Annotated in this window: 24 protein-coding genes and 1 tRNA gene; 5 read left to right on the forward strand and 20 right to left on the reverse strand. The window is 35.3% G+C overall.

Features of this window, described 5'->3' with window-relative positions:
- Positions 1 to 167 precede the first annotated feature (167 nt).
- The 5 genes from BMW63_RS05600 to BMW63_RS05620 form a co-directional block, all read right to left on the reverse strand.
- On the reverse strand, positions 168 to 1,010 hold the full coding sequence (locus tag BMW63_RS05600) for a DUF2911 domain-containing protein (RefSeq protein WP_074722137.1): 843 nt from the start codon (positions 1,008 to 1,010) through the stop codon (positions 168 to 170).
- Positions 1,011 to 1,065: 55 nt separating this feature from the next.
- The gene (locus BMW63_RS05605) at positions 1,066 to 1,740 is read right to left on the reverse strand and encodes an HAD family hydrolase (RefSeq protein ID WP_074722138.1); all 675 of its coding nucleotides are present in this window, start codon (positions 1,738 to 1,740) and stop codon (positions 1,066 to 1,068) included.
- Between the two features lie 75 nt (positions 1,741 to 1,815).
- Positions 1,816 to 2,532 carry a tRNA threonylcarbamoyladenosine dehydratase gene (locus BMW63_RS05610; protein WP_074722140.1) on the reverse strand — a complete coding sequence of 239 codons (717 nt, stop codon included), beginning with the start codon at positions 2,530 to 2,532 and terminating at the stop codon, positions 1,816 to 1,818.
- A gap of 36 nt (positions 2,533 to 2,568) precedes the next feature.
- Positions 2,569 to 3,219, reverse strand: coding sequence for a TatD family hydrolase (locus BMW63_RS05615; protein WP_074722142.1), 651 nt, complete (start codon positions 3,217 to 3,219; stop codon positions 2,569 to 2,571).
- Complete coding sequence (locus BMW63_RS05620) at positions 3,219 to 3,824, reverse strand: DUF1684 domain-containing protein (RefSeq protein ID WP_317040261.1); 606 nt, start codon at positions 3,822 to 3,824, stop codon at positions 3,219 to 3,221. The genes BMW63_RS05615 and BMW63_RS05620 overlap by 1 nt, the downstream gene beginning before the upstream one ends.
- Before the next feature lie 92 nt (positions 3,825 to 3,916).
- Between BMW63_RS05620 and BMW63_RS05625 the strand changes: the two genes are divergently transcribed.
- The 4 genes from BMW63_RS05625 (at position 3,917) to BMW63_RS05640 (ending at position 7,733) form a co-directional block, all read left to right on the forward strand.
- Entirely contained in the window at positions 3,917 to 5,137 is a 1,221-nt protein-coding gene (locus BMW63_RS05625) for an MDR family MFS transporter (RefSeq protein WP_074722144.1), read from the forward strand.
- A 247-nt stretch (positions 5,138 to 5,384) separates the two neighbouring features.
- Complete coding sequence (locus BMW63_RS05630; RefSeq protein WP_074722146.1) at positions 5,385 to 5,753, forward strand: BlaI/MecI/CopY family transcriptional regulator; 369 nt, start codon at positions 5,385 to 5,387, stop codon at positions 5,751 to 5,753.
- A 39-nt stretch (positions 5,754 to 5,792) separates the two neighbouring features.
- The gene (locus BMW63_RS05635) at positions 5,793 to 7,508 is read left to right on the forward strand and encodes a M56 family metallopeptidase (protein WP_074722148.1); all 1,716 of its coding nucleotides are present in this window, start codon (positions 5,793 to 5,795) and stop codon (positions 7,506 to 7,508) included.
- Between the two features lie 84 nt (positions 7,509 to 7,592).
- On the forward strand, positions 7,593 to 7,733 hold the full coding sequence (locus tag BMW63_RS05640) for an SsrA-binding protein (RefSeq protein ID WP_074722150.1): 141 nt from the start codon (positions 7,593 to 7,595) through the stop codon (positions 7,731 to 7,733).
- On the opposite strand, the gene BMW63_RS05645 is transcribed toward BMW63_RS05640, so the two are convergent.
- Positions 7,730 to 8,242, reverse strand: a complete 513-nt coding sequence (locus tag BMW63_RS05645) for an adenine phosphoribosyltransferase (protein WP_074722152.1) — start codon at positions 8,240 to 8,242, stop codon at positions 7,730 to 7,732. The two genes, BMW63_RS05640 and BMW63_RS05645, sit on opposite strands and share 4 nt — an antisense overlap.
- 69 nt (positions 8,243 to 8,311) lie before the next feature.
- Between BMW63_RS05645 and BMW63_RS05650 the strand changes: the two genes are divergently transcribed.
- Positions 8,312 to 8,385, forward strand: a tRNA-Arg gene (locus BMW63_RS05650).
- Here BMW63_RS05650 and BMW63_RS05655 read toward each other — a convergent pair.
- The 14 genes from BMW63_RS05655 to BMW63_RS05715 all read right to left on the reverse strand — a co-directional run bounded on the left by BMW63_RS05655 (position 8,351) and on the right by BMW63_RS05715 (position 20,642).
- Positions 8,351 to 9,901: a recombinase family protein gene (locus BMW63_RS05655; RefSeq protein WP_074722154.1), complete on the reverse strand. Its 1,551-nt coding sequence runs from the start codon at positions 9,899 to 9,901 to the stop codon at positions 8,351 to 8,353. The two genes, BMW63_RS05650 and BMW63_RS05655, sit on opposite strands and share 35 nt — an antisense overlap.
- The gene (locus BMW63_RS18095; RefSeq protein ID WP_159086048.1) at positions 9,898 to 10,059 is read right to left on the reverse strand and encodes a hypothetical protein; all 162 of its coding nucleotides are present in this window, start codon (positions 10,057 to 10,059) and stop codon (positions 9,898 to 9,900) included. The genes BMW63_RS05655 and BMW63_RS18095 overlap by 4 nt, the downstream gene beginning before the upstream one ends.
- A gap of 73 nt (positions 10,060 to 10,132) precedes the next feature.
- Entirely contained in the window at positions 10,133 to 10,420 is a 288-nt protein-coding gene (locus BMW63_RS18345) for a hypothetical protein (protein WP_074722156.1), read from the reverse strand.
- Between the two features lie 6 nt (positions 10,421 to 10,426).
- Complete coding sequence (locus BMW63_RS05665) at positions 10,427 to 11,230, reverse strand: hypothetical protein (RefSeq protein WP_074722158.1); 804 nt, start codon at positions 11,228 to 11,230, stop codon at positions 10,427 to 10,429.
- A 26-nt stretch (positions 11,231 to 11,256) separates the two neighbouring features.
- The gene (gene traN, locus BMW63_RS05670) at positions 11,257 to 12,102 is read right to left on the reverse strand and encodes a conjugative transposon protein TraN (protein WP_074722160.1); all 846 of its coding nucleotides are present in this window, start codon (positions 12,100 to 12,102) and stop codon (positions 11,257 to 11,259) included.
- Positions 12,103 to 12,120: 18 nt separating this feature from the next.
- Positions 12,121 to 13,431 carry a conjugative transposon protein TraM gene (traM, locus tag BMW63_RS05675; protein WP_074722162.1) on the reverse strand — a complete coding sequence of 437 codons (1,311 nt, stop codon included), beginning with the start codon at positions 13,429 to 13,431 and terminating at the stop codon, positions 12,121 to 12,123.
- A gap of 16 nt (positions 13,432 to 13,447) precedes the next feature.
- The gene (locus BMW63_RS05680; RefSeq protein WP_074722164.1) at positions 13,448 to 13,930 is read right to left on the reverse strand and encodes a hypothetical protein; all 483 of its coding nucleotides are present in this window, start codon (positions 13,928 to 13,930) and stop codon (positions 13,448 to 13,450) included.
- 13 nt (positions 13,931 to 13,943) lie between these two features.
- Positions 13,944 to 14,552, reverse strand: a complete 609-nt coding sequence (gene traK, locus BMW63_RS05685; protein WP_245744875.1) for a conjugative transposon protein TraK — start codon at positions 14,550 to 14,552, stop codon at positions 13,944 to 13,946.
- 30 nt (positions 14,553 to 14,582) lie between these two features.
- Positions 14,583 to 15,779 (reverse strand): conjugative transposon protein TraJ, encoded by a 1,197-nt coding sequence (gene traJ / locus BMW63_RS05690; protein WP_074722168.1) that lies wholly within the window; start codon positions 15,777 to 15,779, stop codon positions 14,583 to 14,585.
- 12 nt (positions 15,780 to 15,791) lie between these two features.
- Complete coding sequence (locus BMW63_RS05695) at positions 15,792 to 16,427, reverse strand: hypothetical protein (protein ID WP_074722170.1); 636 nt, start codon at positions 16,425 to 16,427, stop codon at positions 15,792 to 15,794.
- Positions 16,427 to 17,053 (reverse strand): hypothetical protein, encoded by a 627-nt coding sequence (locus BMW63_RS05700; protein WP_074722172.1) that lies wholly within the window; start codon positions 17,051 to 17,053, stop codon positions 16,427 to 16,429. The genes BMW63_RS05695 and BMW63_RS05700 overlap by 1 nt, the downstream gene beginning before the upstream one ends.
- 12 nt (positions 17,054 to 17,065) lie before the next feature.
- Positions 17,066 to 17,755 (reverse strand): conjugal transfer protein TraI, encoded by a 690-nt coding sequence (locus tag BMW63_RS05705; protein ID WP_074722174.1) that lies wholly within the window; start codon positions 17,753 to 17,755, stop codon positions 17,066 to 17,068.
- Positions 17,756 to 17,810: 55 nt separating this feature from the next.
- Positions 17,811 to 20,285 (reverse strand): TraG family conjugative transposon ATPase, encoded by a 2,475-nt coding sequence (locus tag BMW63_RS05710; RefSeq protein ID WP_074722176.1) that lies wholly within the window; start codon positions 20,283 to 20,285, stop codon positions 17,811 to 17,813.
- Positions 20,286 to 20,324: 39 nt separating this feature from the next.
- Complete coding sequence (locus BMW63_RS05715) at positions 20,325 to 20,642, reverse strand: DUF4133 domain-containing protein (RefSeq protein WP_074722178.1); 318 nt, start codon at positions 20,640 to 20,642, stop codon at positions 20,325 to 20,327.

Genomic DNA, 20,642 nt, shown 5'->3' on the forward strand with positions numbered 1-20,642 from the left:
AAATAAAAAATCCCGTCTAATTTTTAAAGTTAGACGGGATTTTTTATTAGTAAAAAAGCAGTTATTTCACACCACTTATCTTTTCTATACATTCCAAAAATAGACTGTTTTCAAACTATATCGGCTTTATACTAGCACTTTATTAGACAAAATAAATCTAATTTGCATTATTTACTCCATTCTGAAATACTGTCTTTATTCATCTTAACATAATCCATATTTCCAGCTACTTCGGCAGCTTTAAGCGATAGTTTTGCAGTTTCAATAGCTCCTTTTTTGTCTCCTTGTTTCGCTTGGATCAATGATCTCTGACGTAAAAAATAAAACGGTTTCTCCGCACTTAATTCTAATGCTTTATCAATGTAGGTTCTTGCTGTACTGATATCTCCGTTAGATTGATAGTAAAACTGAGCTGCTGAAAAATAATCTGTAGCAGCAGGACCAGCTAATACCTTTTCTATGCTTGCAATCGCATTTTTTTGACTAGGTACTTCAAATTTTAAAGCGACACGAGAATTTTCCCAATACATTTCTAAGTATGCAAAATTGGTATCTAAACCATTTATTCCAATTGTAAAGGTCTCTACTGCTTTTGGTGTAGATTCTTCTTTTACAGTAGTTCGCAGTGCTACATTTGCTTCATTAAATTCTTTCGGTGTCCCCCAATTGTCTGTCGTAGTATAAAAAATAACTTCCCAACTTTGAATATTTGGAATCGTATATAGTGCATATTTCCCTTTCTTCAATGTCTTTCCATCGATCATAACGTCATCACTAAACGATATTGTAGTGTTTTCATTGGCTCCTGTTCTCCAAACTTCACCAAAGGGAACTAAGTTACCAAAAACTGCTCTGCCTCTTGCAGATGGTCTGGAATAAACAATTTCTACATCAGTTAGACCTACAACCTGGTCAATAGTTGACTTCGGACTTGCCTGTGGTGTTTTAATTTGTGCTTCGATTGTAAATTGAGTGATAATGATGGCTAAAGCAATTAGTATTTTTCTCATATTATATGTTTTTTTTTGTGAATTTCAAAATTACAAATTCAGATAGTTTTATATGTTAATTATTCCCTAATTTGGATTGAATAGCCGTAACTTTTTCGAAATCTAATTCCGAAAAATGATTAATGATCACATCTGCTTCTGATAAATCTTGCATTTTAGAATGAATACTATTGTAACCTACGCAATAAATCCCGGCAGCTTTAGCCGCTTTTACACCATTTGTACTGTCTTCAATTACGATACAATTTGCTTTAGAAGCGATTGACAATGAGGCTGCATGCACAAAAATTGCTGGATCCGGTTTGGATTTTGGAAAGTCCTCGCCGCTCACAATATGTGTAAAATAATTATGCAACTTAAATCGCCCAAAAACGCGCTCAATTGTCACTTTCGAAGCGGATGACGCTAAAATCAACTGCATTCCTTTAGCATGAAAATCGATGATTAGCTTTTCTACTCCTTCCAGTAATTCCAAATCTTCTTTGGTATCAAAAGCATCATTGAAAATAGTTCTTTTTCTTTGAATTAAATCTTCAACATCGTGATCCAGATTAAAAATATTTTTCAAATTTTGAAATACGTTTCGCGTAGAATTTCCAGTAAAGGAAGTGAACATCTCTTCGGTTACAGGGATATTGAGTTCGTCAAAATGCTGAAAATAAGCATAACGATGTACCGGTTCAGTATCTACAATTACCCCATCCATATCGAAAATTACTGTTTGTATCATTTTTATTTTACCCCGAAGGCGCAAAGACAGAACGTCTTTTTTTAGTTATTATATATGCTTAACTTTAATATTAGGCTACTCTTTTTTAAGTAGATAACGAATCACGGTTTCAGCTGCATAAAGGCCAAATAGCCCTGGCATATAGCTGTTGGTTCCGTAAAATGATCTTTTAAAATTTGAACCATCAGTCATTTTTAAACTGGTATCATCTTGAATTTCTGATGAAAAAACCACTTTTAATTTATCAATTTTGACCTCCTTTAAGCGTCTTCGAATTGTTTTTGCTAGAAAACAATTCACAGTTGTACTAATATCAGATACTTTTACTTTTGAGGCTTCCATTTTTCCACCGGCACCCATACTGCTTATTATCTTTACTCTTTTTCTTTTGGCTGCAATGATCAAATTCAATTTAGGTGTTATGCTATCGATGCAATCTAAAACATAATCAAATTCTTCACCAACGATTTCAAATGCACGCTCTGGGGAAAGGAATTCCTGTATTCGTGTCAATTTTAATTCTGGATTAATATCCATCAATCGATCGCCTACAATGGTAATTTTAGGTTGTCCTACTGTCGAATGTAAAGCTGGTAACTGCCTGTTTATATTGGTAATATCGACCACATCTCCATCTACAATCGTCATGGTCCCTACTCCTGCTCTAGCCAAAAATTCAGCTGCAAAAGATCCTACACCACCAAGGCCTACGACCAATACATTCGCTTTTTGTAGTTTATCTAATCCTTCTTTTTTAAATAAAAGCTCCGCTCTTTCTGTCCACTCTGCCATATTTTTTTCTTTAAAGTTTAAAGTTCTGCAACTTCATTATTCAATTTTAAAAACGTCTAAAACAGTTGCATTTATCTCTTTCTGTAATTCAGCAACAGTTGTATTCTTATATTTTGCTGCTAACGCATATACTTCGTTAATCTTTTCTTCGACAGTATCAGTCTCTAAGAAAAAACGATTATTTGGAATACTTTTAAAAACCGATTCCAATTCTGGATTACGTAATAAATATTTTCCAAAAGAAATATAAAATCCATTCTCCAGTAATTGTTTGGCCAATTGCCTATTTTTAGAATACCCATGAATAATCATAGGAACTGAAATATTCAATCTCTTCTTAGTATCCATTACTTCCTGAAAAGCCGCTACACAGTGAATTACAACTGGTTTATTGTGTTTTTGGGCCAAAAGCAATTGCTTTTCAAAAACCATTTGTTGCAACTTCAAAGGTATTGCTATTCTTTTGTCTAATCCACATTCTCCTATAGCAAGGCAATTTTTTTCTTGCAATTTACTTTCGATAATTCCCAAATCTGCTTCCACTCTATCCTCCACAATATACCAAGGGTGAATCCCCATAGAATAAAATGGAATCGTCGCGTCGAACTCCTGAGGATATTGATTGACTAATTCAAGCACATCAGCTTGATTAGTAAAATTATGGGTATGGAAATTAAAGAATTTCATTAGTTATGAAAATTTTTAACGCCCGCCTTAATTTCGATATCCAAATCATTTTCTAAAGGAACCTTAGGACAGGAGTATTTATGATTATAGGCACAATATGGATTGTACGATTTGTTAAAATCGATAGCGATAGTATTGCCTTTAGGTATTTCCAAATCTATATATTTTCCGCCTATATAGCTTTCGTTCCCACATGTAAGATCTGAAAAGGGCAGAAACAAGGCGTTTTTATATTTTTTCTGTTTCGAAAGTTCTATATTCTTGTACAAATTCAGTTTTAATGCTTTTCCATCGATCGTGAATGTTGCTTCTCCATATTTCACATAGATTGGTTTTCTGTCTGTTGACGTTTTCATCTCAAATGGTTTCTCCTTTTCTGTTCTTGTAAATTGGGCTACCACATAATACTTTTCATTTATTGGATAAAAATCCAATGTTTTGAAACTTGTCAAATCTTCGGCCATTAACGGACTAGTTTTACCATCGGCATATTCCGCATTAATTTCTTTTTGAAATTTCTCTGTAGAACTGATTTGAAATTTTTCTTGTGCAAAACCAAAACTTAATTGCAATAAAAGAATAAGGAGTAGGCTATTTTTCATCATTTTCATTTTAGCAAAAATAGTTTAAAAGTTACAAAGCCGCAAAGACTTAAACTAACAAAGTTTTTTACCTTTACGGTTCCTAACTAAAACTAATGTTCAAAACCGCTTTTAACCGCTACATAAACAACTTCAAAGGCTTTTCAAGAGAGATCTGGATACTTACCATTATTACGTTTATAAACAGAGCGGGAACGATGGTACTTCCTTTCTTATCTAAATATTTAAAAGAAGATTTACAGTTTTCGTATGGTGAAGTGGGCTGGATTATGGTTGCTTTTGGAATGGGATCCATGTTAGGTTCGTGGCTGGGCGGCAAACTATCTGACAAAATAGGTTTCTATAAAGTAATGGTCTTTAGTTTATTTAGCAGTGGGGTTTTCTTTTTTGTTTTACAATACATTACTAGTTTTTGGGGATTGTGTTTCGGAATGTTCAGTATCATGACCTTGGCTGATATGTTTAGACCGGCAATGTTTGTATCACTTGGCGCTTATGCAAAACCCGAAAACAGAACCCGTTCGTTAACTTTAGTGCGTTTAGCGGTGAATCTTGGTTTTGCTGCCGGACCAGCTTTAGGTGGATTAATTATTATGGGAATGGGATACAAAGGACTCTTTTGGGTTGATGGAACCTCTTGTATTGTAGCGATTTTGATTTTTGCGCTATTGGTTAAGGAAAAGAAAAAAGGAACACATCAAGATCCACATGCATCTATATTAGCGGCAGTTTCTGTATTTAAAGATAAAATATTCTGGTTATTCCTATACGTTAGTTTTGTAACTGCTATGATTTTCTTTCAACTCTTTACCACTTTACCGCTGTATCACAGTGAGATGTTTGGTTTAAGCGAGTTTCAAACCGGTCTGTTGATGACGTTGAATGGACTGTTGATTTTTGCTCTAGAAATGCCAATTGTCAGTTATTTTGAAAGAAAAAAAGTCCAGAAACTAAAAGTAATTCTTTGGGGTTCACTTTTAATGTCTCTAAGTTTTTACACTTTGTTAATCAATGTTTGGGCTGGGATTTTAATCATCAGTATGATTTTTATCTCAATTGGCGAAATACTAGCTTTTCCATTTTCGAATACATTTGCTTTGAGTAGAGCACCAAAAGGTCATGAAGGTCGTTATATGGCTTTGTACACGATGAGCTTTAGTTTAGCTCACATTGTAAGTTCGAAGATGGGTATGGAAGTCATTGGTTATTTTGGCTATCAAATCAACTGGTTTTTAATGGGAACCATTGGTGTATCTGCAGCTCTTTGTTGCATCTGGATACAAAAACTACTAAAGGTCGAAAACAGCCTCGCCTAAATTCCTACTTCTGTTTGTCTTTTTCCCTTTAACAATATTGAAAGGCAATTTTTTGTGCCACAAATTAGATAAAACTTAAAAAATAGTTAATTAACTACTTTTATAGTTTATTAACTACTAAATTAGTTGTAAGTTTGAATTGCGTTAAGGATAGTAGGCGACATCCTCGTGGTCCCGACCTTTAGGGACAACGAGATACAGCCGGATAGCCTGACCCGCAGGGAAACGCCCAAATAAATACTATGCTATGCAAAAATTAACGAACAAAGAAGAAGAGATCATGCAGATTTTATGGAAGCTAAAAAAGGCATTTGTAAAGGAGGTCATGGCCGAAATAACGGAAGATCAACCACATTATAACACGCTTTCGACCATCGTGCGGAATCTAGAAGAAAAAGGATATGTTGCGCATAACGCTTATGGAAATACGCATCAATACTACCCAATAGTACCTATTGAGGACTATAGAAAACGTTTCATGAGTACGGCAATTGATACTTATTTTAATAGTTCGTATAAGAATATGGTGTCCTTTTTTGCAAAAGAGGAAAAGATTTCGGCTGCTGAATTAAGGGAGATTTTGGCGATGATTGAAGCTCCAAAACAAGAGAATTAATTTTATAATTTTAAGAAAGCTACACTAAAACTATCATTTATGGAATCAATAGCACTGTACTTAGTAAAATCCTGCGGTTTACTGCTGCTGTTCTTTATTGCCTATCATTTTTTATTGCGAAAAGAAACGTTTTTTACCAGCAACCGATGGTTTCTCTTGGCTGGATTAGTCACTTCTGCTTTGTTACCGCTACTGGTTTTTACAAAAATAATTTGGATAGAACCTACTTCTGTAAACTATGATTGGTCCTCATTGCCAATGAGCGCTGTTATTGAAGAAGATCACACCGAAGAATATATTTACCTCGGACTTGCATTAATATACTGTATTGCGATGTTGAGTTTGTTGGCTAAATTTGGATTTGATTTTTACAGTCTTCAAAAAGTCTTTAAAGGAAAGCCGATTCAACGGCAAGCCGATTTTAAATTTATTGACATCAAGGAAAACCTGGCTCCTTTCTCCTTTTTTAATACTATCGTTTATAATTCGGCTTTATACAGTACTGCTGAGCTTGAAAGTATAATAGAGCATGAAAAAGTCCACAGCGAACAGCATCACACCATAGATGTATTGATTTCGCGCTTATTTTGTGTTGTTTTTTGGTTCAATCCCATCGTTTGGTTTTACAAAAAAGCAATCCTACAAAATCTAGAATTCATTGCAGACAGCGAAGCTTCTAAAAAAATTTCAGATAAAAAGGCCTACCAAATCACGCTTTTAAAAATAACAACACAAGAGAATTGTGTTGCCATTACTAATCATTTTTATCAATCATTAATCAAAAAACGAATCGTTATGTTAAACAAAAATCAATCGAACAAAAGGAATTCCTGGAAGTATGCAAGTGTAGTACCTGCATTAATTGCCTTTGTGTTCCTATTTCAAGTTAAAGTAGTTGCACAAGAAAAGGTAAAAGAAGAGATTATTAAAGTGAGTTCAAATGATCATTCTACAGCTAATGATGTACTGCATCAAGAAAAAGACAGTACTAAGAAATATAGAACTATCATGGTAAACAAAGCCCAAAACAAAGGTTTGGATGCCAATACTGAAATTTTTATTGATGGAAAAAAGGTTACTAAAGAAGAGATGGATAATACTAATCCAAATGACATTAGTACGATGAATGTTTCTAAAACGAATTATAAATCGACCGTTACCATTATAACCAAAAAAAATAGTCTTAGCCCCGAAAGCAAAGTGTGGATCAATAATAAACTAACAGAGATTCCTGACGAGGATAAGGTAATGGTTTTTGAACAGAATAGAAATGCAACTCAATTAGAGTTAGAGAAAACAGACCCTACCAACCTTAATGGCGTACAAAAACCAAAAACTACACGTACTATTACCGTTGTAAAAAGAGAGAAAGATGGATTAACTTTAGATACCGATATTTATATAGATGGTATTAAATCCACTAAGAAAGAACTAGACCTATTAGATCCTACTTTAATAAGCAAGATGGATGTAAATAAAAATGATTCTAATAAAAAAACAGTTACAATTATTACTAAAGACAATAAACAATCGTCAAATAATAATTTAGATATTACAAAGCAACCTAAAATAAATGACAGTAATGAAAAACCAATACTAATCATAAATGGTAAAAAAGCTAATCCTGAAGTTAATATAGATGATATTGATCCTAAAACGATAACATCAGTAAATGTTTTAAAAGGAAAAACTGCAGTTAAAAAATATGGCGCGCAAGCTACTAATGGAGCTATAGAAATTGAAACTAAAAAATAACTTCATAGCACTATTAAAACCCAAAAAAGACGGTCATCACCATGATCGTCTTTTTTTATATCTTTGCCGAAAATAAAAATCCTTATGTACAGAATTTTAGCCCAAATCAACAAAGTAATTTTACCTAGTTTTACTGCGCAAAGATTAGATTTAACCAAAGCCAAAAAGTGGCAAATGGCAATCATTGGCTACCGCTATTATGTTACAACCCGCGCTTTAGGTTAATATGTAATCGCCGTAAAAATCTCGTATTCCTTAATTTTTTCTCTTCCTTTTAGAAAAGAGATTTCCATTAAGAAATTCAATTGAACGATTTCACCTCCCAGCCGTTCTACTAGTTCGCACACTGCTTGTGCCGTTCCTCCAGTAGCAAGGACATCATCATGAATCAGTATCCTATCTCCTTTTTGGATCGCATCCGTATGAATCTCTAAAGTATCGGTTCCATATTCTAAATCATAGCTTGCCGAAATAGTGTCAAAAGGCAATTTATTGGGTTTTCTTACTGGAATAAAACCAACATTCAATTCTTGTGCGATCAGAATTCCGAAGAAAAATCCTCTACTCTCCACTCCTATCACTTTATCGATTTGCTTTCCTTTTAAGGAATCGACCAATATTTTTAAACATTCCGCTCTTCCTTTTGGGTCAATTAACAAAGGAGTAATGTCTTTAAACAAAATTCCTTCTTTTGGAAATCCTTGAATATCACGTATATACTTTTTTAAAGACATTTTTTTTAATTTTATATTAAATAAGACTTGCAAATTACACATTTATTCCTAACTTTGCACCCGCAATACGGCCTTGTGGCGCAACTGAATAGCGCACTTGATTACGGCTCAAGAGGTTACTGGTTTGAATCCAGTCAAGGTCACTTTACGGGACAAAGAGAAAAAATTCTCTTTTGTCCCGTTTTTTTTTAGACCTAACTCATTGTTAATCATGTATATAGACTCGATAACCTTGTTGATTCTAGTGGTTTGTACTTGCTCCCCACGAATTGTGAAATTTTCGGGATAAATTAAACCAATTAATTCCCTTGCGTCTGCTAAGCTAGCATCATTGTAGCTGTTGTTCAGTCTAATAAGATTTTCAATACCACTATTCAATAGTCCAGCTATACTTTGTTTATCGCTACTTATTTCAGATAATTCAGATTCTAACTTAGTTATCTTTTCAGAATAATCAAGCTTCATCAGCCTGTAGTCTGACGGATCAATTTGCATTGTTGAAAGTAAGTCTCGCGCATTGCTTAATCTATTTTCATAATTTTTTACTTGTTCTAAAATTCGCCGCTTCATTTCTCTTGCATTATCCGTCAAATCTCTATGCGTTTCTATTAAGACGGCTGTATAGATTTTTTTCACTTCATGGAGTGGCTCATATGCTTTTAAATTCTCTACAAATAGCTCATTAGCAACTTCTGAATTTATACGATATTTGCATTCCGATACACAATGATAATAGTAATAGTATTTAGTGCGTCCTTTACATTTACTTCCCAATAATTTTTTCCCACATTTAGGACATGTAAAGAATCCTCGTAAAGGAAACTCCTCTATAGTTTCAATCTTTGCTCGATAATTTCGGGATTTACCATCTAAAATATCTTGAACATTATAAAATAATCCTTCTGAAATAATTGCCTCATGCTGCCCTACTACAAACATACTTTCTTCATCTTTATACTTTGGAATAAAAATTTTTCCACAGTAAATAGGATTTCTGATTAGAAGCCAAAAATTACTTTTACCTCTTGTAAAACCTCTTTTTTTGGCCATAAGAAATATTTGTTCTGTACTGAATACACCTTTTGATAGTTCCTCGAATGCCCATCGCATTACTGAAGCCCTAGGTTCTATCTGACTTATATACTTTTGCCCATCTTCTTTAGATTTATTTGCGTAACCGAATGGAGCTATTCCCATATAGCGCCCTTCTTTCTTTGCTCGTCGCATACCATGAAATGTATTGAGGGCTCTACGATCATTTTCGACCTCAGGAGCCGCAAGGTAAAATGCCAGCATCATTTTATTTTCAGGAACCGCTAAGTCCAATGGTTGTTCCATTGCCTGAGGTTCTACTCCTAACTTTCGAAGTTGACTAATCATCTGATATGCATCACCCGCATTTCTACTAAACCTATCCCACTTTGTAAAAAGTATAAAATCCGTCTTATTTTTATATTTTTTTAAATTTAGTAGAAGTTTCTTCCACTGCGGCCTATTAAATGTTTTAGCTGAATGATCTTCGTAAATTACATCTCGTACCGCAATAAAATTAATATCACAATACTTCCGAAGAACTTCCTCTTGATTTCGCTGGGAATATCCTCTATCCGCCTGCTCGTCTGTACTTACACGTATATATAAATCAGCTACCTTTTTCATGTTTGTAAATATTTAGTTACCGCTATATTAGCTATTTTTTTCATAAACACCAAAATTGCTTCAGCTTCTTCAAGAGTAACACATATTCCCCCCGAATTAAGTATTTTCATGGTTTTTTTAGCAGTAATTTTTCCCTTTTCATTTAATTCATTTTCCATTATTACCCTATTTTTATTAACAAAAAAAGCCCGATAAGGGGCTTTTTATTATGTTGATACAATTATTTAAATTCTATATATATTTAAAATAAATCCTACTCCCTTGATTTCTCTTAAAAGAAGGTTCGTACTTAATATAGCCGTACTCATTTAATTCTTTGACACATTTATGATAAGTGCTTGATGCAGATATTTTTGCTATATGCATAATTTCATAGCTAAAAACCTGGATCGGACTGGTAAAACCCCTATCCCCACTATATTTTAACAATGCGGCATAAACACCGATATGCGTGATACTAATACGGTAATCCTTCTCAATAGCTGAAAAGAAATCTGATAAGGGTTTTAGACTTTCCATTATTTATCAAATTGAATTAGATTGCTTTCTTACTCTTTTCTTTACTTCCTTTGGTATATCAGGTTCTTCGTTATCTGCGCTTGCCCCTTGTTTTTTATTGCTCTGTTTAACAGAAGCCTTTTCGCCTTCCGACTGTTTTTCTACTTTAGCCTCTATATTGTCAATACGCTTCATGTTTGTATCGTATACATTCATTGTCTTGAATTGAGGATTAACTTCAACAAATTGCTTAACTTCCTCACCATCCTTCAAAAATGTAGCAGATTGCAAGTTTCCTCTCTTGAGAGAATCCATCAAATCTTCTTTGTATTTTGGAGTTTCTAGTTCTTTTATTGGCAGTTTCCTCAAGCTAGCCTCAAGATCGTATCCATAATTCTGATGGTACTGATTGAGTTTGAAATTCCCATTACTGTCCGTTTTCTTAAAATCCATTTGGAGCCAAGAATTATAAAGCTGTCCCTCTTTATTAGTTAGTTCTTTATTTACTGCTCGACCTTCCATTAGATTGTAAGCTTCCTTCATCGTAATATTACTTCCTTTATTAATATAGAAAGTTTGCTCCAGCGATTCTTTAGAATTGTCTTTCTGCAAATCCACCTTGTAAGAATTAAAAAAATACATCTCACTCTGATCTGATTTTTTAAAACTTAGTGTTGCTTTGGCACGATCAACTCCGTACAGTACTTCATGATTCAATGTAAAATTAGAGGTTTGCTGCTGCATTTTCTCCTTTAATTCATTGTCCAATCCTTCTCCAAAACCAGTGTACTTAACCTGGTTACGCAAGTATTCAAAATTTTTCTCGTTCATGATTCTTATATTTAAATGATTACTATTTATAATTTCGGTAGAACAGTAAGCTGTAAAAGCTTTTTATTCTTCAACCTAAGTTCAAGGTGCCGACCACCATTCTTCTCTATTAGTTGAATTACTAAATGTTTCTTATCTGGAATCGTAAACTTGGGCAGCGCAAAAACCGCCGTGTTCTCAGACTCTCCTTTTATAGCAGTTGGTTTATTATAACTCATTATCGGTACGATTTCCAATTCTTGGGAAGCGGTACGTTTTACCTTTTTGCTGTCTCGTATAAAAAATCGGAGCTGGTCGATATCATAATTTATTTTAGAATCGTTGAGAACTCTTGTCCTATAATACAACACATCATCTCTTATAAAGATTCCAGTGAGTTGAAATTTAATCTGATCCTTTTTTTTCTTTGCACCGGAGATCTTATTTCCATTGTAAAAAGCAACTTTGGAATATTTTTCTACCTCCTCTTCGTTCGCACCCTCCGCTGTAAAGTACATTTCTGGACTTTCTGCCTTAGTTGTATGTAGACTGAGATTTAATTGCGGTGATTCGTCATCGTAGTTTACCACAAACGAATACAGCTTGGCATCTGAGGTGATCACCGTAAGGTTGGTAGAAATAAATCCCTGCTGTGCCGCTTTAATATGCAATACGTTCTCTAGTCCTTTCGCTTTCTGCACTAATACATCTTGGCTCCCTCGGTCTACGGTTTTAATAGTATAAGGAAATACGATAGTCGTAGTTTTCGAATACCCGATAAAAAGCGAGTCCGATGCGACTTCTTCAAAATAATTCCCTTCCGTTTGTTGTGCAAAGGCTCCATTGGAAAACATCCATAATAAAGCCACTAGTAATACATTAATTTTTTTCATGTTTATAATTTTTTGATTTTAATTGGAATCATTTTGTTTTTGGTTGTCATCGAGAAGCAATACTTGATAGCCAGCTTTTACAACCACTTTAACCAACTTAACTTTCTTGCTTAGCAGGCTTTTGGCAGCCTCTATTCCAGCTCCCGCAGCCTGCGCTCCCCAGGAATCGTCAAGAGTTCCCATTCCAATGCTCTGCATCGAACGATCTGCAGTTGTTTTTGCAACATCTCTATTAATAGTGCCTGGAATATAAATCCCATCCAATCCATCCATATCGTAGACTGAAAGTGCTACTGGAAACAAGGAGTTATTATATCTAATGCTATTTATTTTGATACTCAATCGCTCTCCTTGTAAAGAAGCTATTCCAAATAGAAAATGATCTTTTGGTATTGCGACTCCATTAATATAAATCGCATTGGTTAGCCTCAGTTTTACTGTCGAACCAGTAACGATTACTTGGGTTTCATGAATCACAGCCGATATCGTATTTTGCATATCGACACTACTAGCATTTTCATCAAAAGAATAAAAGCCATTACCCTTGGATTGTCCATTAGTGACCAAAGGATTTATGAGACTGTTTTGTACTAATGAAACTATCCCTTCCGTCGTTTTACTGCTGATCGTGAACACTTGTCCACGATTTTCTTTCGAAACTTTTCGCAGTCTCTCTTGTACTCTTTCAGGATGCTGAATATCAAGTATGTTTTCTAGCATTCCACTGAGTTGCTTCAATTCGGGATCCTGATCTCCTTTCTGCCCATCCATAGTACTTATCATGTGTTCTAACCTATTAATATCATCAGAATGTATTTCTGAAGTAGTGGGTTTTGCATATTGATTCGAACCATGATTCTGTTCCATAACTATCGTTGGACCATTTATAGCCTTCTGTAATGCTTCCAGTTTTTTATGAATTTTTTCTTCATTTGAATCTCGATAAACCGATGTATTTAATCCGCCGTTTCCATTGGCATAATTACTTTCTTGAAAATCGGTATCCGTTTCAGTTTCCATTCCATTTTTCTGAAAAGATTGACTCAGATAATTTGGATCATTTTTGATAAGTTCATCCAGCTTTACTGAATCGATTGCAGCTTGTTCGTAATATTTCATCTTATCTAAGAAAAGTGCTTCTCTCCCGTTTGCATCTGGAAGCTTTGTATTAAAACCTGTTTTTTCGACTGCCTCTAAAGTAGCGGCATCCATTTTACCTCCTCCTAGAATCCAAAATAGAGCTGTAATAAAGGGAAGGATCAAGAGCGGCAATACCATAAGCATCTTGCGTTGTCTTTGCATTTTTAGTGATTCTGTTTTTCGTTCCATACTATTGATTTTTAAATTATGAGCGATAATAATTCTCTACGATAACAAGGCTGTCTAATAATCCAGGGCGAGATCTTAGTATACTGTCCTGTACCAGCTTTCCAGTAGGACTGCGTCCCAAACTATCCATATACATCTGGAAACGAGCCATTCGTTCTATTTGGGTTTTACTTAATGATGTATTAAGCGTTGTACTTTTAGTATCGAATGCTACTGTATTGGTCGGCCTACTAATTATGCTACGTTCTATCTTGTTTGAGTTTTCATTTAGGCCATCTACAATTAAATAAATGTTCCCTCCGACCGTAAATACTACAAAACAAAATAAGATTACGATCCAGCTTTTTGCAGATAAATGTGCCGTCTTCTGTTCCAGCCACTGAGCGCATTTATGCTGCAACAAAAAAATGGCTTCGTTGAATCGTCCCATTGGAAATCGTTCTTTGTACTTGACACTTTCAGGACTGTTTTTGCTGTTTTTTTTAAATGTGAATTTCATAATCAGTTTTTTATCATTTTCTGTTTTTTGAACTTAAATCTCTATTTTCAATAGTGTTCCACCGCTCTATTAAAAAACCATGTGGATTGTTGTCGCTTCGTGAAACATTGCGAAGATTGCCTTCTGTTATTAGACTTCGATAAGCAATACTTGTGGGTCTTATGATATTTTGAGTTGCATAACAACGGAACTGATAAGGATATTCATTGATGTTAATTGTTATACTATCCACAGCTATAGTTTGGCTGACATTACCGGATATAATCCCAGAATAATAACCGTTTTCTTTTAAATCATCATACACTCTTTTTGCGCTATCATCCGCCAGATAAAGAGCCTTGGTGACATTGATTTGTATTACTTTATCATCAGGGTCAAGACTGAAAAACAGGCTGTGAAAGGTTTTTACATGATCCTTTGCTTCAACTAGAATATTATCCTTTCTATCCGATGAAAATGCTTCCAATACTTTCCCATTAGCCAGTATATAAACCTTATCCTGCATTTGCGAAACCAGACTAAAACTTTTGTAAAGAGCAAAGCAACAGAGAATCACACATCCAAATACAACTAGCATTGTAAAGCCTCGAACATATCGAAAGGCTGTGTCAATATTTTTCATTTTGCTAAACATGATATTTAAATTTAGAGATTAAGAATTGCCTTTTAATTTATCACCCATATGACTATTCTTGTCATTGAAGTACGGAGTGGAACTACTAGAGCCCGACATGCTTTGAGACATACGACTTGCCGCATTTCCCATCGCATCCGCCATCATACTGGCACCAGTACCCACGCTACTTACTGCAGAATTTGTAGTATTACTAAAAATGGTGGTTACCTTTTGACTCAATGCTCCTCCACCGCCTGCATGAACTATGTAATTTGCTACCGAGGGAACTGTAAAATAACCTACAATCCCAATAATCATGAATACCAGATACGCCATATCGGTTCTACTAAAAAAAGTATCTCCATAATCATTTACCTGAGCAATGTCGAGTTGTAACATCTTCTCCTGTATTTTACCGATGATACTGCCAAAAATATTGGCAACAGGAAGCCACAGGTAAATATTGATGTATCTGGCCAGCCAAACGGTCAAAGTATGTTGAAAACCATCAAATACAGCGATTCCAAATACTAAGGGACCTAATATGGATAGAACCACCAGCTGAAATGTTCGCAGGGTATCGATACACAGTGAAGCTGCTTCAAACAATACTCTTAGTACTTCACTCATCCATTCCTTAACCGAGTTGCGAAAATTAAATGATGCCTTCGCCATAGCAAATTTGACATCGTTTCCGATCCCTTCAAGCATTCCTTGACTATCAGGGTTTGCATTATCGTGTGTATATTTATACCATCTATCCTGATCACCACTTCCTGATTCTCCAACATACATCTGCCAGGAATTGGTACTTTTAATAGCTTCTTCTTTCTTTTGCAACAATAATCCAATAGCGTTGTTAGATCCTTCTACCATCGCCGCTGTTGCTGTAACAGTAGGCTTCATTACTCCGTTAATCAAGTCCAAGACCGAAGGAAAAATCATAATACAGAAACCGATAACAAAAGGCCGTAGCAGCGGATAAAAATCTATTGGTTCTGCATTAGCAATATGTCGCCATACTCTTGAGCCGATATACCAAATAGCTGCAAAACCAGCAATTCCTTGACCTACGCCCAATAAACTATTACATAAAGGCATCATCTCTTCGTAGAGTTGATCCAGTACACCATGCAAACTGTTCATGTCGTCCCCTACACTTTGCGCCTGAATCGCAAAGGGCAATAGTATTCCTAGGGCTGTAAATAATAGTCCCTTACTTGTCTTTGCCATACTATTCTTTGTTTAGTTATTCGTCTTGTAAATGTTACGCAAAACACGTACATCATTACGCTCTTTTGCGCGCTGGATCGCTAATACACTAGTATTGTTATTAAAACTTCGCAGAAATAAAACTTTCTCCTGCATATCAGCATAAATCTTGTCAATAGCTGCAAGCCTTTCCTCATCGTTCATTCTTAATGTATTAGCAGTAATAACCGTGACCAATTCGTCTAAATTTCGGAGGCTCTGTTGCAGCAAGTTATCATACACTCTTGCGCAATAGGCTATTTCATCAGGACTAAAATTGCCACCATTTCTGAACCCTTCAAATGCGGATTTGTATTCTTTTACTAAAAGCAATTGGTATTTCACAATCTCACCAACTCTCTTATATTTACGTACCGTTGGACTTACCTGCATCAATGCGTCAAGGAATGTTTCATGGAGGCTAAAATTACCATGAGATAAATCTTTGATCGTGTTGTATCCTCCACTAACAATTTGATACCCTTTTTTCATTTCACTAAGAATCTGCTTGAATTGCGCCAATTTTTCTATGTTGAGCAGTAGTTGCTGCATTTCCTGTGATTGGCCTGAAATCCGAGGCGGACAAAAGAAACTCATCAAAAGAACAGCTATAATTATTATCTTTTTCATTAGAAATTGGAATTAATGCCATGCATGTTACGGCTTATTTTCAGATCTTTCTTTTCTTTAGCTCTTGACAAAGCCAATAATTGTGTTTGCTTATTATAGCTTTCACCAAAACTGTAATTATCTAACATATTGAGATATATTGCGTCTATACGTTTGATTCGCTCCTCTTCTTTCATTTCAAGTTGACCATCCATTACTATAGTCACGAGTTCCTCCATATTAGCTTCACAATTTTCAATTAATCGATCTACTACTCTTTTGATATACGCTATTTCATCTCCGTGAAATAGATCATCCCGGTGCACTTGCTTAATAATGAAACGGGAACTATGAATGATTTTTAGCTGTAGCGCAATAATATCGGCCACCTTGAAATAGTTTTTTATTTTTGGATTGACTGTTTTTAATGAGCTGAAATAATTGCTGTGAAGATTAAACTCCCCTCGCTTGAAATCTCCTATTGTCGTTAGTCCATTTTTGACTACAGAATATCCTTTTTGTGCATAATCAGTATAGATCCTTAAAGCAGCAATTTGCTGCAGCAACACTTTTCTTTGCTTAGCTTGTCCCTGTAAATTATTGGTGAACAAGCCTATAAATAGTAGATATAAAAATATTTTTTTCATGGACTTATTATTTTAGTGAGGAATTCCGTAAAGCTTCTTAATCTTGTCTACATCATACTTCGTTTTTGCTCTTTGTAAACTGAGCTGCCTATTTTGACTATTGAATAGTCTAAGGTCATCATAGTTAGCATCAATTTGATCAGCGGCGGTATTGATGATTTCCAATCTTTTGGCGTCACTCATTTGGATCGTAAAAGAATCCAGAATTAAAAAAATCTGGTCTATGTTTTTTAAACTCTCGTTTATTATACCCGAATACACTTTATGCATATGCTCCAATTCTGCCACATTAAAATGTGTGTCTTGTTTAATGAGATTCCAAGCGCTGTCATATTCATCTACTAGCCGTACTTGCTTCTGCGTAATATCCCTAATGCGCTGGTAATAACTAATTATTGATTTGACTTTCATCAGCTCCTCATAGTAATTCTTATACAAGTCTTTCTGCTTCTGTGTCCACTGAGAAATCTCTCCTAGTTTTAGTTCAGAAAGCGTATTCTCCAGTTTCTTGTGCGCATTTTGCAGCCAGATAGTTTCGTTTTGTAACCGCTGTATTCGCAAGTCTATCGCCAAAATCACTTTTTTAATTGCGGCAGTTATCACTCCAACTATAGGCAAAGCCGCTGTTGTTGCAGGCCTTGCAGGACTACTGACCAGCAGTACACAAAGCATACACAAGCATATTTTTCTCGATGTTTTCATAATGCATTTAATTTAGGTTTCCTTTTTCCTCTATTAGAGCGTTATTGTCTCTTTTTCATCCATTTGCTTCGGATCGCAAATCAGCAGCTAAAGCAGCAATTCCTTTTTGAATATCACCTCCAAACATTTTCGAATAGGCTTGGACTTTTAGTTTTTCTGTTTCCTCAGTGGTATAAGCGAGATATTCTTCTAAGGAAACTTCTGTTCGGTAAACTTTAGAAAGCATTCCGCCAAGGGAGATAAATACTTCCTTGTATTTCTTGTCTGGATCATTGGATTTATTCACTGATAATACCAATGCTTTTTCTTTTTCTGTGAGCCCCAATAGTTCTTGAATTTGCTCAAATTTATTTTGATACTTACTCTGATCCAGTAATATCTTGCAGTCGCTATTATTGATAATGGCCTGCTTCACTACAGGTGACGAAATGATATCTTCCACTTCTTGAGTAACCACGATTGCTTCACCAAAAAACTTTCGAACGGTCTTAAATAAATACTTAATATATTCTGCCATACCTTCCTTAGCAATAGCCTTCCACGCTTCTTCTATTAGTATCATTTTACGAATCCCTTTTAGCTTGCGCATTTTACTAATAAACAACTCCATTATGATAATAGTAACCACTGGAAAAAGTATCGGATGATCCTTAATATTGTCTAATTCGAATACTATAAATCGCTCTTGCAACAAGTCTAAATTTTGAGTAGCATTGAGTAAGTAGTCAAATTCTCCTCCTTGATAATACGGACGCAATACGTACAGAAAATTATTTACATCAAAATCCTTTTCTTTTACCTTATCCCCTTCCAATATTTTTACAAAATCCTCTTTTAGAAAATCATAAAATGTATTAAAGCTGGGAAACAGTTGGGTATTTACAGCCAGTTTCTCATAATACAATTGCAAAGCATTCGATAAGGCAACATATTCAATCCGATTGAAAGTCTCATCGTCTTTTTTCCATAGTGCCAAAAGCAAGGTCTTTATACTTTCTTTTTTCTCCGTATCTAAAGTATCGCCTTCACTGATGTAAAAGGGGTTGAACTTGATTGGATTCTTTTCATCATAGGTGAAATAGTATCCATTGACCATATCACACAACCCTTTGTAACTATGACCTACATCGACAAGTACAACATGGGTTCCTTGTTCATAATAGCTTCTAACCATATGATTGGTGAAGAAAGATTTTCCGCTTCCAGAAGGTCCTAGTATAAACTTATTTCGATTGGTGCATATCCCCATCTTTATTGGCTCATCACTTATATCCACATGTACTGGCTTTCCAGTCAAACGATCTCCTAGTCTGATCCCAATTGGGCTTAGCGACGAACGATAACCCGTTTCCATATTTAGAAAGCAGCTTGCCTGCTCCACAAACGTATCAAAGCTATCATTCATCGGAAAATCAGCGGCGTTTCCAGGAATACCTGCCCAATAAATCTGGGCTGCTCCCACTGTTTCTTGCTTTGCTGCTGCATCCATTTGTACTAGCGCAGAAGAAACCTTGTTTTTAATGTCTTTCAGTTCTTCTTTTCGATCGGTCCAAACCAAGACATTAAAATGTGCTTTGACAGGAAGCCGTTGCTGACTAATGGCTTCATTAAGAAAATCATTTGTAGCATCGCGAGCAATTAGATTTTCCCTGCTATATGCTGATAGAGATTGTAGTCGCAGTCTTTTGCTTTCCAACTTCTTCAAGGTTTTTTGGAAATCTTCTATAAAAATGTATTGATTATAAATGTGATTACACGAAAGTAACTGACCTAGAGTTGAAGCAAAACCAATGCTAAATTTAGTCCTATCGGTTGAATACCGGTCATAGTTAATTCTAGAACCACATAACGCAGGCAAATCGGCTGCATCTCCTAGAGTATAAATCTGGCAATGTTTGTCTCCCACCTGTAAACTATCCTTGAAAGCAATGTCATTGAATACAAAGGATTCTGGTTTCTCAGACAAGCAACAATAGCGTTCTATGATCCCAATCTTTCTGCTGTGACTTCGTATTTCATCATCGCTAAGACGCTGTAACTTTACAAATCCGCTGTCTTCCAATATTCGCCTGAATTGTCCAGTGCTATCGACAAAATCTTGACGCACTTGTTCTTTTAAGGTTTCCTCAGGGACAATTGAAGACCTAATTAAATTAGAAAATAGCGAGCTAGAGGTTTTTCTTCCCACTGGCTTTTTAGTCAAAAAAATGTAGCAAGAATGATCTAGAAATGGACGCTCATTAAAGAATCGCTCACTACAGCGGCTAAGAAAACTATGGTCGTCGTTGGCAAAATGTGGTTGATGCTTGCTATCAATAAACCAGTCTTGCTTATGAAAAACGCTAAACTTTGGCAATAGCTTTATTGCTTTCACCCATGCTTGGTGAAATGCCTCGTATTCCTGATCCGATAATGTAAATATCTCCGGTAGCTCTACTTTGAATACCACGGTAATATCTCCTTGCTTTGATAGAATACAGTCATGTTCTATATCCATTATCGGTAAAATAGCTTCCATCCTCTTTTCCATCTTCATTTATATTTAACTGATTCTTGATTCCGTTCTCCTCTACTTTGCCATTTTGTAAATCCTTCTACTTTGAGTTTTAACTACTGTAGGTAATTGTCTTTTTGCTAGCTCTTTCATCATTCCGTGCTCTCCGTATTTGTGACTCATTTTATAAATCTTTACAGCCATCACCGTTCCTGCTATGCCAATAATCCCCAACGAGATAAAAGAGGGTAAACCGATAAAATACATCATCGAAAAAAGAATCATTAACACTACTATTCCTCCTCCAAAATACCAGATGTACTGCGCTTTTAACCCTTTAAATTCGATACTCTTATTAATTCCTTTATTAATATGATAGATGCTATTTCCCAT

Source organism: Flavobacterium frigoris, from assembly GCF_900111075.1.
Classification (GTDB): domain Bacteria; phylum Bacteroidota; class Bacteroidia; order Flavobacteriales; family Flavobacteriaceae; genus Flavobacterium; species Flavobacterium frigoris.

Bases quoted from the DNA above. Each gene is read 5' to 3' on its own strand.
- BMW63_RS05600 (WP_074722137.1), bottom strand. From the start codon at position 1,010: ATGAGAAAAATACTAATTGCTTTAGCCATCATTATCACTCAATTTACA.
- BMW63_RS05605 (WP_074722138.1), bottom strand. From the start codon at position 1,740: ATGATACAAACAGTAATTTTCGATATGGATGGGGTAATTGTAGATACT.
- BMW63_RS05610 (WP_074722140.1), bottom strand. From the start codon at position 2,532: ATGGCAGAGTGGACAGAAAGAGCGGAGCTTTTATTTAAAAAAGAAGGA.
- BMW63_RS05615 (WP_074722142.1), bottom strand. From the start codon at position 3,219: ATGAAATTCTTTAATTTCCATACCCATAATTTTACTAATCAAGCTGAT.
- BMW63_RS05620 (WP_317040261.1), bottom strand. From the start codon at position 3,824: ATGATGAAAAATAGCCTACTCCTTATTCTTTTATTGCAATTAAGTTTT.
- BMW63_RS05625 (WP_074722144.1), top strand. From the start codon at position 3,917: ATGTTCAAAACCGCTTTTAACCGCTACATAAACAACTTCAAAGGCTTT.
- BMW63_RS05630 (WP_074722146.1), top strand. From the start codon at position 5,385: ATGCAAAAATTAACGAACAAAGAAGAAGAGATCATGCAGATTTTATGG.
- BMW63_RS05635 (WP_074722148.1), top strand. From the start codon at position 5,793: ATGGAATCAATAGCACTGTACTTAGTAAAATCCTGCGGTTTACTGCTG.
- BMW63_RS05640 (WP_074722150.1), top strand. From the start codon at position 7,593: ATGTACAGAATTTTAGCCCAAATCAACAAAGTAATTTTACCTAGTTTT.
- BMW63_RS05645 (WP_074722152.1), bottom strand. From the start codon at position 8,242: ATGTCTTTAAAAAAGTATATACGTGATATTCAAGGATTTCCAAAAGAA.
- BMW63_RS05655 (WP_074722154.1), bottom strand. From the start codon at position 9,901: ATGAAAAAGGTAGCTGATTTATATATACGTGTAAGTACAGACGAGCAG.
- BMW63_RS18095 (WP_159086048.1), bottom strand. From the start codon at position 10,059: ATGGAAAATGAATTAAATGAAAAGGGAAAAATTACTGCTAAAAAAACC.
- BMW63_RS18345 (WP_074722156.1), bottom strand. From the start codon at position 10,420: ATGGAAAGTCTAAAACCCTTATCAGATTTCTTTTCAGCTATTGAGAAG.
- BMW63_RS05665 (WP_074722158.1), bottom strand. From the start codon at position 11,230: ATGAACGAGAAAAATTTTGAATACTTGCGTAACCAGGTTAAGTACACT.
- traN (WP_074722160.1), bottom strand. From the start codon at position 12,102: ATGAAAAAAATTAATGTATTACTAGTGGCTTTATTATGGATGTTTTCC.
- traM (WP_074722162.1), bottom strand. From the start codon at position 13,431: ATGGAACGAAAAACAGAATCACTAAAAATGCAAAGACAACGCAAGATG.
- BMW63_RS05680 (WP_074722164.1), bottom strand. From the start codon at position 13,930: ATGAAATTCACATTTAAAAAAAACAGCAAAAACAGTCCTGAAAGTGTC.
- traK (WP_245744875.1), bottom strand. From the start codon at position 14,552: ATGAAAAATATTGACACAGCCTTTCGATATGTTCGAGGCTTTACAATG.
- traJ (WP_074722168.1), bottom strand. From the start codon at position 15,779: ATGGCAAAGACAAGTAAGGGACTATTATTTACAGCCCTAGGAATACTA.
- BMW63_RS05695 (WP_074722170.1), bottom strand. From the start codon at position 16,427: ATGAAAAAGATAATAATTATAGCTGTTCTTTTGATGAGTTTCTTTTGT.
- BMW63_RS05700 (WP_074722172.1), bottom strand. From the start codon at position 17,053: ATGAAAAAAATATTTTTATATCTACTATTTATAGGCTTGTTCACCAAT.
- BMW63_RS05705 (WP_074722174.1), bottom strand. From the start codon at position 17,755: ATGAAAACATCGAGAAAAATATGCTTGTGTATGCTTTGTGTACTGCTG.
- BMW63_RS05710 (WP_074722176.1), bottom strand. From the start codon at position 20,285: ATGGAAAAGAGGATGGAAGCTATTTTACCGATAATGGATATAGAACAT.
- BMW63_RS05715 (WP_074722178.1), bottom strand. From the start codon at position 20,642: ATGGGAAATAGCATCTATCATATTAATAAAGGAATTAATAAGAGTATC.